We start from the raw sequence: 17,061 nt of genomic DNA, 5'->3' as shown, positions 1-17,061 counted from the left end.
TATACATATCCCCTTTTTCCGGAATACTTAAACCAATTATACTAAATGGTTATTTAGGTATGTACTAGCGTATATTCTGAATTTGAGGTGTGTGGTAAAGTAATGATGTGAAAGCAAAGGATAGTAGTGAGAAGTGAGCTTAAGACAAAAGAGGAGGGGAATTCATACGTAAGAATAAAGAATAAATAGATAGCTTTAGTCTTTTAATATTTAATACATATGGGGGTTCTGAAAGTTGCGGAAAAAAATAATTGCAATTATAACAGCCTTAATTCTTGTTATTACTTGTTTACCTGTTAATGCATTTGCAGCAACGGCACAGCAAAATGCAGCCGGCCAGTATTACTTTATCATTCAAGACATAATCAACAAATATAGAATTTGCACAGAGGAATATGCTGAATGCAGCAGCGGACTTGCGTATGCTGAACTTATTGATTTTAACAAAGATGGGCTGTCAGAACTGTTTGCTATCTATATGGAGGATTCTGGGGAGTATACTCTGGGAGTCTGGAGCTTTGCCAATAATAAAGTTAGCAGAATCTTTACATCAAAACAAATAGTCACACCTCAGAATGGAATTTCCTGGTACCTGCTAAACACCAATAAACAGACGTATCTGGTCGAGGATTTTGAATACGGAACAGGACTAGGTGACGCTCCTTATTCCACTGTGTATTTTTCAGACTATAAGTTTCACACAGTTTCCAATAATAAATTTGTAGCTGCCGGCCATACCGAATACAAACAAGAATATCACGATACAAACGGCAGCATGCGGGAAACCTATTCAATCAAAGTGAACAATACTCAGACCAAGGTAAATAAAGCAAAGTATGACCAATATCTCGCAAAATTTGATTTAAGTAAAGCTAAAACATTAATCAGCAACGATGTTGGATTGGTGGAATTTGGCTTCAATACTGCAAATAACGCTAAAATGATGCATGACTTTTTGTTAAAAAGTAAAGCAACTTATCGTGAGGGGACCTACAAGAATGTATTTAGTACCCAGCCTCTTCAAAAGAAACATGGAATTACAGCTTTCCTTAACTATTTTAATAACACAATGAATTCCTATTCCTATGACAATAAACAGAATTCGAATCAGCAAATCGTAGATTTTATTGTTTCAGCGAGATTTGAAGGTAAACTCAGCAATGATTCATTCGTGCAGGATTCGTCAAAAACATCTTATCAGGACAAAAATGGTTTCGAATACTATCCATACAAGAAAGCAACCGTCGACGCTTTAACCAAAAAGCTCTTTGGCATTACTCTTCAAGCGAAAAATTACGATTCCGCCGTATATAAAGACGGATACTATTATTTCCTCAGCCCTGAAATTGGTGGTGATCCCAGCTCTTACTCGTCTCAGGTAAATATGTTGATTTCTCTTGGCAGTGGGCTGTACTATGCTGAATTTACCACGTTCACCTTTGAGAATGATGCAGATGTTAATGAGGATAACCTCGATAAAATTATGGGAACATGGCCTGAATCAGATAGACAATTAGCTTATGATTCTTTACAATATGGCGGGCTACAAAACGGATATGCCATTGTTAAAGAGGTAACGATTAACGGTAAACAAACCTGGCAGCTCGTAAAATACAGTCCAAATGGCGGCTTATTAGGCAATGCACAATTGAAAGCTTATAAATAAATCATCTTAAAGCGAGAGTTCCCCAATGGACAACTGCTCCTCCAATAGAGGAGTGGGTGTCTTTTTTATTAAAAGTTCACCATCACTCTCGTTCACTTTCGGTCCAGCCTTCAGTTCTGGAGAACAGGGCTTCTATAGGCCGCGATGTTTATAATCAAACCCCATAGCAATTCCTGCTATAAGAGCTTCTTCCAGGTATTGCAAGAAAACATTAACTACAAGTTGAGTATATTTACCTCTGATTAGCTCAACAAGTTCGTTAATAATGTTACTAAGCTGCCGATCCTCTAATGGGGTAACCGTTCTACCATGGTATCCGATCATCCACCCTATCTGGTATACAGTGTAACAATAGTGGTGCTTGAACTTGTACAGGAGGTGAGTGTCTATCCGTAAATTTTTATATGATAAGGGGTCTATCCCAAGCTCTACTGCTGTTTCTAAGATGAATTCATCCATCGACTCTATGCTTGCGTAAAAAGGTTTCATGGCTGAATTTTCTAAGGGGGGATTATTTCTAAACTCATTAACAAGGCGAACTTCACTCTGATACTTTTTGAATCCTTGGTACGAAAAGTGGATGGTATCGACAACCACATCTACGGCAGCATCCGCAGCTTTAAATGTTGTCATGGCCGAATCAACCATTACACTGGCGGCCTTGTCTGTAACAGCTTCGAACGCATCCATTAAACCACCAACCAAACCGCCACCATATCTTTTCAGATCAACAAATCGCCTGTGGTCTTGTAGTGTAAACACATAACCACATCTGCAGGAATTGGGCAAATCCCTCATTTGAGAACGTTTGAATACGGTATTGCACCTATGGCAGACAAGTTTATCGTCTCCTTTTATTATTATGGGAGCATTAAGTACAGCATCGGTTTTTCCTTTAGTTAGCTCTAAGTATTCCGAATCCTCCAAATACCGGTGGAATGGCTTCCCGCAAGGAGAACACCATCTTGGTTCAGTCTCATATTCGGTTAAACAAGATCTGCATTTTACGGTCATGCTTATTCCCCCAGATGTATATTTTATCGGCTCAGTGTCTTTAATCCTTTGTTAATAATTGTAATCCTACCACAATAAAATTGCGATAGGTTTGTCATATACTTCAAGGCTTAATCCTCAAACACGCTTCGCCATCATACAACCTCCCGACTCCCCATATATATGAACAAGAGCATTTCACGGAGGGAGCGATGACATTTGTCAGGAGACGAAATCCGGGCGCTGGAGCGGTCGATTGCCGAAATTACGGAGATTGCTTCAGGGTTTGGGCTTGATTTTTATCCGATGCGTTATGAAATTTGTCCGGCCGATATTATTTATACGTTCGGAGCTTACGGGATGCCGACCCGCTTCGGGCACTGGAGCTTCGGCAAGGCTTTTCACAAAATGAAGTCGCAGTACGATTTCGGCCTCAGTAAAATCTATGAGCTGGTCATTAATTCCAACCCATGCTACGCGTTTCTGCTCGACGGTAATTCCCTGATTCAGAATAAGCTGATCGTCGCCCATGTCCTCGCGCACTGCGATTTCTTCAAGAATAACATGCGCTTCTCCAGGTCTAACCGCAATATGGTCGAGAGCATGTCCGCCACCGCCGACCGGATTGCCGATTACACCGTGACTTACGGCACCGATGCCGTGGAGAGCTTTATCGACTCCGTGCTGGCGATCCAGGAGCATATCGATCCCAGCCTGATCCAGCCGCATAAGCTCGGCAAAGCTGATCAGCTCGAAGCCAAGATGCGCGAGCGTAAAGGCCAGCCGCCGGGGAAATCCGTCTCCGGCCCCTACGATGAACTGTGGAATCTGGACCCTGACGACCCGGCCGCCAAAGCGCCGGACGCTGCGGCCAAGCGTGCTTTTCCCCCGGAGCCGGAAAAAGACCTTGTCTGGTTCATCCAGCAATACTCCACCGTCCTGGAGGACTGGCAGCGCGACATCATGACGATGCTGCGCGATGAAATGCTCTATTTCTGGCCGCAGATGGAGACCAAGATCATGAACGAGGGCTGGGCTTCGTACTGGCATCAGCGCATTATGCGCGAGCTCGACCTTACTTCGGAGGAAACGATCGAATACTCGAAGCTCAACTCCTCTGTGGTGCAGCCCTCCCGCCAAAGCCTGAATCCGTACTATTTGGGGCTGAAGATCTTCGAGGATATCGAACAGCGCTGGGACCGCGACAAAATGTTCGAGGTGCGCGAGCTCGATTCTGACATCTCGTTCATCCGCAGCTATCTGACGAAGCAATTGGTGGGCGATCTGGACCTGTATGTCTTCGAGAAGAAAGGGCCGGAATGGAAAATTACCGACAAAGCCTGGGAGAACGTCCGCGATCAGCTCGTGCTGGCCCGGGTCAACGGCGGCGCGCCTTACCTCGTGGTGCAGGATGCCGATTATGAACGGAACGGCGAGCTGCTGATCGTCCACCGCTACGAGAGCATCGAGCTCGATCTCAAATATCTGGAGCGCACGCTTCCGCATATCTATTCGCTATGGGGCCGCACAGTTCACCTGCAGACGGTGGTGGAAGACAAGAAAGCCCTGTTTACTTATGATGGGAAAAAGGTACAGCGCAAGTTCCTGTAATCTTCCTTCTGTAATACACTCCCCGCAAAAAAACAGCCCGCCGGCACATGAAGATGTGCGGCGGGCTTGATTATGGTATGATGCTGCCCGGCAAAAAATTCTGCTTATGGAATCTCAATGGTCAGAGTACCGCCAGGGGCGATCACGCCATCCGTGACAGTGAAATTGACACTGGGCTTATAATCCTTGAAGCTAATCATGTCATTCACCCGGGTGACCTTGTAGGACCCGTTAGGCAGATATACACTGAAGCTTCCGGCCGTGACTTGGCCTTGATAAGTATCGCCGTTGGCCGTATTCTCCAAGTATACAACCACCTTATCCATAGGCACGCCTCCCTTGGTGACGGTGCCTGAATATTGATGCGGTACAGTGATTACGAACGGCTGGGGCTCCAGCTGGCCTTCAGATACTGTAAAGGAATAGCTGATCTTTACATTTCCCGGAGCGGACCAGCCGCTTAAATAATCTACCGTATAAGTCCCATCCGGGAGATACAGTGAGAACTTGCCGTCTTTGACCACTGCACTGTAGCTCATATAGTTGCTGGTACCCGTGCTGTGCAGAAAGAGCGTTCCTTGGGCAACCGCTATTCCATCCGCACTTATCATCGAGCCTTCAAATTTGGGCGGGAGCTTCACAATATACGGCTGCGGGTTAAGCTTTCCTGCTGTCACTGTAATCGTTCTGTTTAGTGCTAAAGTTTCCTTGGTATCACTGTTGGTAAACGTCGATAATTTATAATTTCCATCGGGAAGATAAAAGTTAAACACGCCATTTTGCGTGACAGCATTGTAGCTTTTATAGGTCCCCCCTTCGGTGTAAATGTTTAAGACTGCCCGTTCAATGGCGGTTCCATCCGCATAGGTGATTTGGATCTCGGTCTTGAACGGGATGGTGACCTCCAGATGCTTCATCTGTTTATCAGCAATTTCGAACGAGTATGCCGGGATTACTGCATTGTTGTAGCTGTACACCTCATATTTACCCGGGGCCAAGGTAAGCGTAAATTGCCCGTTGACGACCTGGGCACTTGCTCCGGTAGTCTGGCCTTTAACTAATAATAAACCATCTTGAACCATAGACCCATCCGGATATTGCAGTGTACCGGTCACATTATGGTTAGGAATTCTGATATCCAGCACACCCGGAACCGGCTTACCGTTTACAACCGCAAAGCTGTAGGTAAAAAACTCCCCTTCCAGAGAGCCGAAGGGATAATAACTACTCGTCGTATACTTACCGTCAGGCAAGTATACGCTGAACTTCCCGTCTTTCACCTGGACATTGGTATAGAGCTTTGTAGTCTCTTCCATTAATCTTAGTGACCCGTCTTTGATCTTCGATCCATCCTCATACTGTAAGGTCCCGGTTACATTCTTAAGCTGTACGATGACAACCAAAGATGCAGGATCCGTTACCTTATTCACAACTTTGAACTTGTAAGAGAGCAGGACGTTCTCCTGGACGTTATCGGCATTATAGCTCGTCAGCTCATATTCGCCATCCGGCAGATAGACATTGAAGGTGCCATCCTTTACTTTGGCGCTCACTAAGCTATTACTGGAATTAATCCGGTCCTTAATATAAATGTTGCCATCCTCAATCATTCGGCCGTCTGAATACTTCACTGTTCCCGCAACATTCTTGGCCGGTACAACGATGTGAAGCGAATCAGGTACGGTTTGTCCCCCCGATACAGTGAATACATAGTTGAGTGGAGTCATATTGCTTTTGGCATCATAGTAGACCTCTACTTTATAAGTACCGTCCGGAAGATAGAAGGTGAATTGGCCCGCCTTGACGTCGGCATAAAGCTGAACTTTGGAAGCGGACTGCTGATTATACACGAATAACCTGCCGGCATTGACCGGCTTGTTCTCTTCATCCACTATGGTTCCCGTAATTTTCGCAGGAAGTACAAGCTTGCCTAAGTCTGGAACCGATTGTCCTCCTGTAACCGTAAAGCTGTAGTCCAGGGCAACCTGTTCGGAGTCAGCATAACTATAAAAGCTGGTTATCCTGTAAGTACCATCCGGCAGATAAATACCGAATCGTCCATCCTTCACATTGGAGCTGTAGCTGACAAAGCCGCTTCCTGATGCAGTGTTCTGCAAATGTAAATTACCCTCACCGACGGAGCTGCCATTCGCATAACTTAATGTCCCTGCCGACAGCTTCGGCAGCGTAATGTGTAACGGATCCGGATTAGGCTTGCCGTCATTTACGCTGAACGTATAGTGGAAGCCCATCATCTGTTGATCCGCATTAGCGAGGCTGGAGATTTGGTAATCTCCATTCGGCAAGTAGAACGTATATTTCCCATCTTTGATTTCAGCAAAATAATTAACCGAAGACTCACCCGTCCGTCCGGCGTACAGCCTGCCGGATTCAACCGGCGTTCCGTCCAAGTTATGGATGGTTCCTGTAACAGCTACAGGCAAATCAATATTCAACGGCTCCGGTACAGACTTGCCTCCGGCAATGGTAAAGGTATAGTAAATTCCGATATTCTCCTCAGCCTCGAAATCATACACACTGTTTATCCGGTATGTTCCATCCGGAAGGTATACACTAAAGGTTCCGTTTTCAATCATTACATTGTAATAGGTGTAAGTGCCATTCACTTCTCTGCCCACGTTCATGTTGCCTAACTTGATTGTGCTTCCATCCGAGAACTGAATGGTCCCTGGCACTTTCGGAGACAAAGTTATCTGCAGCGGTCCTGATTCCAGCTTTCCGCCGGCCACTTTGAATTTATGGTACAAGGCAATATTATCGTGATTGCTCTTGATATAAAGCTGGTTCAAGTAATACTCACCGTCCGGAAGTTCTATACCAAACCAGCCGTCGTTCACATCAGCTTTGTAGTTCTCTGCAGTATTGTCCTTCTTCAATTTGTAAAGATTCAGTACGGCATCATCAACCAGTGAGCCGTCGGCATACTTAAAGCTACCCTTTACATTGCCCTCTACCCCTGGCATTGCAGTTGCGGTTGCTGTTGGCGTGGCCGTCGCTGTTGCCGTTGCTGTCGCTGTCGGCGTTGCTGTCGCTGTTGCCGTTGCCGTTGCCGTTGCTGTCGCTGTCGGTGTTGCACTCGCTCCTGGTGTCGCGGTCGCGGCTGCTGTCGGCGTTGCCGTAGGCTCAGGCACCGACGGATTCGATCCTCCTCCACCCGCAACTACCGGTGCAGCTGTTGCTGCCGGCTTCTCAACGCCTCCGATTGTAACTTTTACATCGGAACTGCTGTCTTTGCCGGTCTCCAGCTTGACAGGTGCCGTCTCCAGCTTAATCCCTTGAGCGTTGATCACTGCTGTTTCAATCTTGCCCTTACCTGTAACATCCACTCCGGCATTGAGATCCAGCGATGTAATCGTGGCTTCGTTCTTCAGTTTATTGCCCGTGGCCTCTTTATCCACCTTCAGATTCTGGATCGTACCCTCGGGAATATCAACCGCAATATTGCGGGCCAGCACGTTAACTTCCTTAAAGCTGCCCTTCAGAATGACCTTGGAATTCTCCGGCAGTTCTTTGGACAGGGACAAATTAGCTACTGCCGCTCCAGTAGTCGACTCAATGGCAGCCGCAGACTGAACGTTGAGGTTCCCCACTGTGGTCGAGCCTTCAGCGACAATGCGCACACTTCCACTCTTCTTATCGACAACTACCGTACCTAGTGTGCTCTTATCAAAATGTACACTGTTGGCGCCGCCGCCCTGAACCGTTGTAATCCCCAGCACCTTGACGTTCTGCAGCAGCACATCCCCTTCGGCAATGCCTGCTCCCAGAAGCAGGTTGCCGCTGATGGTCATATTCCTGAGCGTAACATCCGGTGCGTTTACGGCCACATTTTGGCCAACGGCTTCGTTCCCGGTCTCCGGGCCGTAAATGCCGGAAGTATTATAGGCCACTGCCCCTTCGCCGTGCAGAACCGCAAGCGCTCTGTCCAGAATAACTACCGCTTCGGCACGGGATGCAGGATTAGCCGGACGGAAGGTATGATCGGCAAAGCCTTGCATAATCCCTTTTTCCTGAACGGCATTGACTGCGTCTTTGCCCCAAGCCGGAACAGCGGCAAGATCCGTAAATCCGGCATCTGCCGCTGGGCTTAAGTCCAGCAGCTTACTAACGATGACCGCCAGCTCCTGGCGGGTAATCTTCTTGCCCGGTCCAAACGAACCGTCACTGTATCCGCTGATGTATCCAGCGGCATTCGCCTTTAATACTTCCGGGTACACCCAGCTTGAGGAGGATACATCCTTGAATTGAATCTCTTTCGTCTCCGTAAATCCGAAGGACTTGTTAACCAGCGCAACCAGCTCGCCTCTAGTTATGTAATTGGCCGGCTTGAAACGGCCGTCCGGGTAACCCGATATGTATCCTTGCTCCATCCATTCGCGGATCTGCTTCTCCGCCCAGTTGCCGGTAATATCCGTTGCGGTAGCGGCGAACACTGAGCCAAAAGGCGCCAAAGTGAAACAAACCGCAAGAAACAGGGCCATACCTTTCTGCAAAATCGATTTTTTCGACATTTTTCTCCACCTCAGATGTAAGTATGTATACAGCACCTTATAAAGTTACATCTTTCTACATAATTCCACTATATGAAACAAATGATTTTCCCCTGCAAATATCGACAATTTTTCATATAATTAATTCCTATATCAATCTCATTTTCCATTTATAGATTAGTATTCATAATTATATCCTGATTTCAAACCTCAAAAAACAGGCAGGCCGCCGGGAATCAGCAGCTTGCCTGTTTCAGTGTAATTTAAAGTTTATTGACTCTGTACTACTGAGCCCATCTCTTTTTAAGGAACTGATATAGTCAATGGGCCACCAGAGACGAAATTGCCATCCTTAACTGTAATCTTGAGATTTAATGCATATTCGTAAGAGGCATCGATGTCATATATTTTCGTGATCTGGTAGTTTCCATCAGGCAGGAATAAGCTAAATCTCCCCTCTATTACCCGACCTTCATAAGGTTTCCCGTTATCTGTATTCTGCAGATATACAACAGCGTCCTCTAATGGAACACCGTTCTTGGTGACGGTACCTGCATATTCATGAGGTATAGTAACCACGAATGGTTGGGGCTCCAGCTGGCCATCCGATACGGTGAAAGGATAGTTAATCGTAACATTCCCCATACTGGACCAGTTAGATATATAATCTGCTGTATATTTTCCATCCGGGAGGTACAAGCTAAACTTCCCGTCTGTGACCTCGGTACCATATCCCTGATAGACAATGCCATCCATACGGTATACAAAAAGTCTGCCTTGGTTCACAGCCGTTCCATCCGCGCTGATGATCGTGCCTGCAAATTTCGGCGGAAGCTTCAGAATATATGGCTGCGGATTAAGCTGTCCATCGGTGATGGTAATGGTACTATTGAATGAGATACTTTCACTGGTACCACTGACGTATATATTCGATACCTTATAGGTTCCATCTGGAAGATAGGCACTAAATACGCCATTTTGTGTGGAAGAGCTGTAACTTGCAGCCGGTTCTCCATCATAGCTAATGTGGACGGAGCCCCTCTCAATGACTGTACCGTCAGCATAGGTTACCTTGAACTCACTTTTAAACGGAAGCTCAATATCCAGATGTTTCATCTGTTTGTCCATAACTTCGAATGAGTACAACGGAACAGAAGATTCATTGAAGCTAAACACTTCATACTTCCCCGGGGCCATGGTAGTCGCAAATTGTCCGTTGGTGACAGCTGTTCTGGCGTTCGCGCTGCCATCAAACGGCTGTTTTCTGATGGACAGTATGCCATCTGGAAGGTTGGATCCGTCCAGATATTTAAGTGTACCTGTTACATTAATATCAGGAACTTTGATATCTAGCACGACCGGCTGCCCGTTAACAATCTCAAAGCTATAAGTGATATTTATTAGTTCTTGAGTCATTGAGGCGTAAAGATCCTTCACTTTATATTGGCCATCAGGCAAGAACAGGCTAAACTTTCCACCCTTTACTTGAGTATTTATATATTGATTTGTGGCCTGTTCAACAATAGATAATGACCCGTCCTTGATCATTGAGCCATTCTCATATTGCAAGGTCCCGGTTACGTTCTTGGCCTGCACAATGACAGACAGCGGCGCAGGCTCGCTAATTTTATTTACAACTTTAAATTTGTAGGAGAACTGTGAAGACTCCTTGCCGTCATCGCTGTAATGACTGTTGATTTCATAATCACCATCTGGCAAATAAAGGCTGAAAGCACCGTTCTTCACCTTGGCACCGATTGAAGACATACTGGATCCATTCGTCTGGTTAATAATATATACTGTGCCATCCTCGACAGCCCGGCCATCCGAATACATTACCGTTCCCGCAACATTTTTAGAAGGAATAATAAAATGAAGGGCGGCTGGAACGCTTTGTCCGTCTGCTACTGTAAACGCATAGCTGATTGGAGTCGAATTGTTCTGGGCATCATAATACATTTCAGCCTTATACATACCGTCTGGAAGATAGAGCGTGAACTTGCCCTCTTTGACACCAGCAGAATATTGTACTGCGGAATTGGTCTGCTGATCATAGACATACACCCAGCCGCCGCTAACGGGCTTGCTCTCCCCATCTACTATCGTTCCCGTAAGCTTCTTGGGTAATATGAATTTGCTTGAATTCGAAGTTGGCTGGCCGCCCACAATCGTGATGCTGTAGTCGAGCGATATGGATTCTTTGTTATCATAATTATTGTAATTTTTCAACTTGTACGTGCCATCCGGCAGATAGAAGCTGAATTGGCCATCCGTCACGTTCGAGCTGAAACTGCTATAGCCAGTTCCGGTTACTGTGTTTAGCAGATAAACGGATCCATCACCAACAGGACTGCCGTCTGAATAGCTTAACATTCCAGTATATAGCTTCGGCAGCGTCACTTCTAACGGGCTTGGGTTAGTCTTGCCCCCGTTTACACTGAATGCATGGGACATACCAACCATCTGTTGCGCAGAAGAATAGAAGCTATAGATTCGGTAATTTCCATCGGGTAAATATAGTTTGTACTTGCCATCTTTAATTTCGGCGAAATAGCTTGGAGAGGAATTGATATCCGTCCGGCTCATGTAGATCCTTCCGGAAGCAACCGGTGTTCCATCATAATTATTAATTGTTCCTGGAACTGCTGTTGGGATAATAATGCTCAGTGGACTTGGCGTAGCTTGTCCTCCTGCAATAGTAAAGGTGAAGCTGGCTCCAATATTTTCTTTGGATTTCGAATCAAATATATTGTTTACCTGGTATGTTCCGTCTGGCACGTATAAGTTGAATTCTCCATTATGAAGCATAACCGTATAGTTAGAAAAAGAACCGTTCTCTTCTTTGCTAATACTCATGCTGCCTTCCTGGATTGTACTTCCATCTTGGAACTGAATGGTTCCTGATACCTTAGGTGACAGAGTCATTTGCAGCAGCCCTGAATCCAGCTTTCCATCAGCAACCGTAAACGGGTGGTACAGTGCAATGGACTCCTGATTATCTTTGGTTTCCAGCTGATGCAAATAATACTCGCCGTCCGGAAGTTCTATTCCAAACCATCCGTCATGCACTTCCGGCTCAAAAAAGGTTCCAATATTGTTCTCCATTCTGTAAAGATACAGGGTTCCATCCCCCACCAGTGAACCGTTGGCATACTTAAAGCTGCCCTTCACGTTGCCCTCTACCCCTGGCGGTATGGTGCCCGGCGTTGCGGTCGCTGTTGCCACTGGCGTTGCGGTTGCTGTTGCCACTGGCGTCGCGGTCGCTGTTGCCACTGGCGTCGCGGTCGCTGTTGCCACTGGCGTTGCGGTCGCTGTTGCCACTGGCGTTGCGGTCGCTGTTGCCACTGGCGTTGCGGTCGCTACTGGTGTTGCCGTCGCTGTTGCTGTCGGCGCTGGTGTAGCTGTCGGCACCGGACTAGCCGTCGCTGTTGCTGTCGGCTCAGGTGTCGACGGGTTTGAAGGTACCGACGGATTCGATCCTCCTCCACCCGCAACTACCGGTGCAGCTGTTGCTGCCGGCTTCTCAACGCCTCCGATTGTAACTTTTACATCGGAGCCGCTGTCTTTGCCGGTTTCCAGCTTGACAGGTGCCGTCTCCAGCTTAATCCCTTGAGCGTTGATCACTGCTGTTTCAATCTTGCCCTTACCTGTAATATCCACTCCGGCATTGATATCCAGCGAGGTGATTGTGGCTTCATTCTTCAATTTATTGCCTGTAGCCTCTTTATCCACCTTCAGATTCTGGATGGTGCCTTCGGGAATATCTACCGCAATATTGCGGGCCAGCACGTTAACTTCCTTAAAGCTGCCCTTCAGAATGACCTTGGAATTCTCCGGCAGTTCTTTGGACAGGGACAAATTAGCTACTGCCGCTCCAGTAGTCGACTCAATGGCAGCCGCCGATTGAACGTTGAGGTTCCCCACTGTGGTGGAGCCTTCAGCGACAATGCGCACACTTCCACTCTTCTTATCGACAACTACCGTCCCCAATGTGCTCTTATCAAAATGCACACTGTTGGCGCCGCCGCCCTGAACCGTTGTAATCCCCAGCACCTTGACGTTCTGCAGCAGCACATCGCCTTCGGCAATGCCTGCTCCCAGAAGCAGGTTACCGCTGATGGTCATATTCCTGAGCGTAACATCCGGTGCGTTTACGGCCACATTTTGGCCTACGGCTTCATTCCCGGTTTCCGGTCCGTATACTCCAGCAGCATTGTAGGCCACTGCCTCTTCGCTGTGCAGAACAGCAAGCGCTCTGTCCAGAATAACTACCGCTTCGGCACGGGATGCAGGATTAGCCGGACGGAAGGTATTGTCGGCAAAGCCTTGCATAATCCCTTTTTGCTGAACGGCATTGACCGCGTCCTTGCCCCATGCCGGAACAGAAGCAAGATCGGTAAATCCGGCATCTGCTGCCGGGCTTAAGTTCAGCAGCTTACTAACGATGACCGCCAGCTCCTGGCGGGTAATTTTCTTACCCGGTCCGAACGAACCGTCACTGTATCCGCTGATGTATCCGGCGGCATTTGCCTTTAATACTTCCGGGTACACCCAGCTTGAGGATGCTACATCCTTGAATTGAATCTCCTTCGTCTCTGTCAATCCGAAGGACTTATTAACCAGCGCAACCAGCTCGCCTCTGGTTATATGATTGGCCGGCTTGAAGCGGCCGTCCGGGTAACCCGATATGTATCCTTGATCCATCCATTCGCGGATCTGCTGTTCCGCCCAGTTGCCGGAAATATCCGATGCGGTTGCGGCTAGTACTGAGCCAAAAGGCGCTAAAGTGAAACAAACCGCAAGAAACAGGGCCATTCCTTTCTGCAAAATCGATTTTTTCGACATCTTACTCCCCCTCAGATTAAAGTGTATATACAGCACCTTTATAAAGGTACAGGCTTCTACATAATTCCACTATATGAAAGAAATGATTTTCCGCTAAAAATATCGACAATTTTATGTATAATTAATGACAATAAAACTCTATAATTCCAAGTAATATATTATTATTTGTAATCCCCCCAGTCAAAGCAAAAAAATAGGCAGGCCACCGAAACTCGGCAGCTTGCCTTTGGTACATTAAGACGAAAAGGTTTATCCGCGCATGAAGCTTAAGGAATGGTTATCGTCAAAGGACCCCCAGGGACGACAGCACCATCTTCAACGGTTACATTAAGATTAACGTTATACTCCTGTGAAGTATTCAAGTCCAGCACCTTATCAATATGGTAGTTCCCGTTGAGCAGGAAGACACTCAAATTGCCATTCATCACCCGGCCCTCATAGCTGATACTGCTGTCATCTGTGCTTTGGAAGTATACTACAGCGCTGCTCAAGGGTGCGCCGTTCTTGGTGACAGTGCCTGTATATTGAAGGGGGACAGTGATTACCAGCGGCGTCTGCTCCACTTGACCACCTGTCACTGTAAAGGAAGAGTGGAGAGTAACAGCCCACATGTGGTTCCATTCGGACAGAAAATCTGCTGTGTAGGTGCCGTCGGGGAGATACAGCGAGAATGCCCCGTCGTCGACATTGGTGACATACCCATTGGTTGTGCTGCCGTCAGAGCCGGTCAGATATAATCTGCCATAAGGAAGATCCGCTCCATCCGCAGTGACAATTGAGCCAACAATCTTAGGCGGAAGCTGCAAAGTATACGTCTGTGCATTTCCTCCGGACACGGTAAACGAATCGTAAAAGGTGATACTTTCCCAAGAAGTAAAGTCGGTTACGCCCGACACATTATACGTTCCATCAGGAAGATCGAATAGGAATACGCCATTTTCTCCAAAGGATGTGTAGGTGGAGTAGGACTCGTCATCCAGGGCAACATACAGAACTCCCTGGTCCATAATGGTGCCATCGGGATAGGCAACCTGGATCTCGACCGCTGAGGTTGTTGGCGTATCGTCGGCCGAGGCCTCTGCTGTAGCTGCAAACACCGAGCTAAAGGGCGACAACATGAAACAGAACATGAGCAGTAAAGCAGAGGCTTTCTTCAACATCACTTTTCTCAAAATCGTACTCCCCTTCACCAGTAAAATAAGTACCCTCTATAAAAATACATTATTTTTCCTCTTAATACCACAATATGCAAAAAATATTATCACAGGATAGACACTTTTTCAGATGCCGGTTGACAATAGATTCACGTAATGAATAACCGCCCTATTGGCAGTACTCATCGGCTAACCCCGTCCGCACCAGTACCGGCACATAAATCTCCATCACGGTATCCACGCGGGAATGGCAGCGTTCGTCATAGAATTCAAAGTTCGGTCTGCCCTCAGCATACACATAGCCGCTGGAAGGAAACCATTCTTCAAAAATATATTTCCACGTGCTCTTGATGACCTGCACAAAATCCTCCTGGCCCTCATTCCCCGACGTATCAACCGGCGGTGTGGTAAACACGGCATATTGCGCTTCGGGTACTTCAACGGTCAGCATTTCCTTCGTAACTCTGGCAAAATCCTCAACGATTACGCCCAGCAGATACTTCGCATGTCCCTCTTCCGTCGCCGGAATACACAGTCCGACCTCTCCGTGTTTGGGCGGATGAAGGATGGCATACATTCGGGCTTCCAGGTTCTCCCCGTCATATTGGCTCCAGAACGAAGCAACATCCTGGGTATAGCTGCCGGCAGTCACATTCGTCGCAATGCCGTAGCCGGCAACTTTAAAGGCGGGTTTATGCACAAACGCAGGATTCAGCATATAACTACCGATCAAGCGAGGCGGCAGGGTGGGCCGAAAGCTTTCCATCCGCGCCGCGTAGTCGCTGGGACTGTAGCCGTAATTCTTGCGAAAGGCCTTAGCGAAGCCGCTTTGTGTCTCAAAACCGTATTCCAGCGCGATATCAATAATTCGTCGGCCGCTGAACAGCTCCATGGATGCCCGGGACAGCTTGCGGCTGCGCACGTACTCCATAATGGACATCCCATGGGTCAAGCTGAACACTCGGCTGAAATGAAACAGCGAATAACCGGCGACCGCGGCAATTTCATTGGCGGTTAACGGCTCCTTAATATGTTCTTCAATATACTCAATGCAGCGCTCGATATCCTTACTGTAATTCACATCGCACCCGGCCTTTCTCTCTCCAGTTCCTTTATTATATCAAGAACTGCCTTGCCAGCCGGTTCCAGCTTTGCGCAAAATAGCGGAACCTCAAGACAAGTGGCGTAAACCGTGGAACTTGACAGAAGCCGGGAATAACGTCTATTATGGACTCACAAAGTCTATGATTAAACTAATTGCAGACATTATATGTCCGCAAAGTTCATAATATAGAGGAGATGCTATTCATGCACAACCAATCTTTTGATGACCCTAAAGCCGGCCACCTCCATCCGGATATGACCACCAAGCCTGAAGCAGGCATCCTTGAGCTGCTGCAGCCTTGTCCGGGGGAGCGCATTCTCGACCTAGGCTGCGGAAATGGAGATCTTACGGCCAAGATCGCCTCTGCAGGAGCCGTGCCCTCCGGCATTGACCTGTCAGGGGAGCTCGTGCAGCTGGCCAGGCGGAAATATCCCGGCTTGCACTTCGAGGTGCAGGAAGCAAGCCAATACCGGACTGGCTCGCCCTTTGACGCCGTGTTCTCCCATGCCGCGCTGCACTGGATCGCGAACGGACCGGCAACTGCCCAGGCGGTTTGGCTGGCGCTGCGGGAAGGCGGCCGCTTCGTCGCCGAATTTGCCGGACACGGCAATACTGCAGCGCTTATGTCCGCGATGCAGCAGGCGCTCGAAGATCATGGCTATGCCTGGGAGGGGCGAAATCCCTGGTACCATCCCACACTTGGCGAATACGCCACGCTGCTGGAGCAGACCGGGTTTCGCGTCACGTATGCCCGGCATTTTGACGGTACCGCTCCGGTCAGAAGAGAAGGCTCCGCAATACGAAATTGGCTGGACAGCTTCTCCGGCTACTTCTTCCACGATGTTACAGCGGAGGACAAGGCGACAATATATGAGGCCATTGAAACACAGGTCAAGCCGCAGCTGTACCGGGACGGAGGCTGGCAGCTCGACACCCGGCGCCTGCGCATCGCTGCCATAAAGGTGCAGGGTTAGACCAGTGCTAACTATAGATTGTCTGCGTCCCCGGACGGCCGCTTAAGCAGCCCGGGTAGACGATGTGCATGCGGCAGTGTTATATCACCGTTTCACCGGAGTTAACGAATCAGGACCACCCGTCCAACGGGTGGTTTGCTCTAGGGGTATAACCCCTTGTTGCCAAACTGCGCCTAAAGACGCTAGCCTGACCATACAATTG

The 17,061-nt window shown here is 47.8% G+C and carries 8 protein-coding genes; 3 read left to right on the top strand and 5 right to left on the bottom strand.

Annotation, left to right across the window (positions count from 1 at the left end):
- The first annotated feature begins 235 nt into the window (after nucleotides 1-235).
- On the top strand, nucleotides 236-1,666 hold the full coding sequence (locus tag F1379_RS27040) for a hypothetical protein (protein WP_150275580.1): 1,431 nt from the start codon (nucleotides 236-238) through the stop codon (nucleotides 1,664-1,666).
- Nucleotides 1,667-1,798: 132 nt separating this feature from the next.
- Here the strand turns inward: F1379_RS27040 and F1379_RS27035 are convergent, their stop codons facing one another.
- Nucleotides 1,799-2,680, bottom strand: coding sequence for a hypothetical protein (locus F1379_RS27035; protein ID WP_150275579.1), 882 nt, complete (start codon nucleotides 2,678-2,680; stop codon nucleotides 1,799-1,801).
- A gap of 198 nt (nucleotides 2,681-2,878) precedes the next feature.
- Between F1379_RS27035 and F1379_RS27030 the strand changes: the two genes are divergently transcribed.
- Nucleotides 2,879-4,270 (top strand): SpoVR family protein, encoded by a 1,392-nt coding sequence (locus F1379_RS27030; protein WP_150275578.1) that lies wholly within the window; start codon nucleotides 2,879-2,881, stop codon nucleotides 4,268-4,270.
- A 104-nt stretch (nucleotides 4,271-4,374) separates the two neighbouring features.
- Here F1379_RS27030 and F1379_RS27025 read toward each other — a convergent pair whose 3' ends face one another.
- The 4 genes from F1379_RS27025 to F1379_RS27010 all read right to left on the bottom strand — a co-directional run bounded on the left by F1379_RS27025 (nucleotide 4,375) and on the right by F1379_RS27010 (nucleotide 15,861).
- Complete coding sequence (locus F1379_RS27025) at nucleotides 4,375-8,802, bottom strand: S-layer homology domain-containing protein (protein WP_150275577.1); 4,428 nt, start codon at nucleotides 8,800-8,802, stop codon at nucleotides 4,375-4,377.
- A 282-nt stretch (nucleotides 8,803-9,084) separates the two neighbouring features.
- A complete protein-coding gene (locus F1379_RS27020; RefSeq protein ID WP_150275576.1) occupies nucleotides 9,085-13,626 on the bottom strand; it encodes an S-layer homology domain-containing protein in 4,542 nt (1,513 codons plus the stop codon).
- A gap of 266 nt (nucleotides 13,627-13,892) precedes the next feature.
- Nucleotides 13,893-14,798: a hypothetical protein gene (locus F1379_RS27015; protein WP_150275575.1), complete on the bottom strand. Its 906-nt coding sequence runs from the start codon at nucleotides 14,796-14,798 to the stop codon at nucleotides 13,893-13,895.
- A 151-nt stretch (nucleotides 14,799-14,949) separates the two neighbouring features.
- Nucleotides 14,950-15,861, bottom strand: a complete 912-nt coding sequence (locus tag F1379_RS27010) for an AraC family transcriptional regulator (RefSeq protein WP_150275574.1) — start codon at nucleotides 15,859-15,861, stop codon at nucleotides 14,950-14,952.
- Nucleotides 15,862-16,088: 227 nt separating this feature from the next.
- Here F1379_RS27010 and F1379_RS27005 point away from each other — a divergent pair, with 227 nt between their 5' ends.
- The gene (locus tag F1379_RS27005; protein ID WP_150275573.1) at nucleotides 16,089-16,859 is read left to right on the top strand and encodes a class I SAM-dependent methyltransferase; all 771 of its coding nucleotides are present in this window, start codon (nucleotides 16,089-16,091) and stop codon (nucleotides 16,857-16,859) included.
- Nucleotides 16,860-17,061: the final 202 nt, after the last annotated feature.

Origin of the sequence: Paenibacillus tepidiphilus, from assembly GCF_008635795.1 — a bacterium.
In the GTDB taxonomy this organism is placed as follows: Bacteria; Bacillota; Bacilli; order Paenibacillales; family Paenibacillaceae; genus Paenibacillus_AQ; species Paenibacillus_AQ tepidiphilus.
The sequence above is the reverse complement of the archived record's forward strand: the minus strand, read 5'-3'. Positions and strand labels throughout refer to the sequence as shown.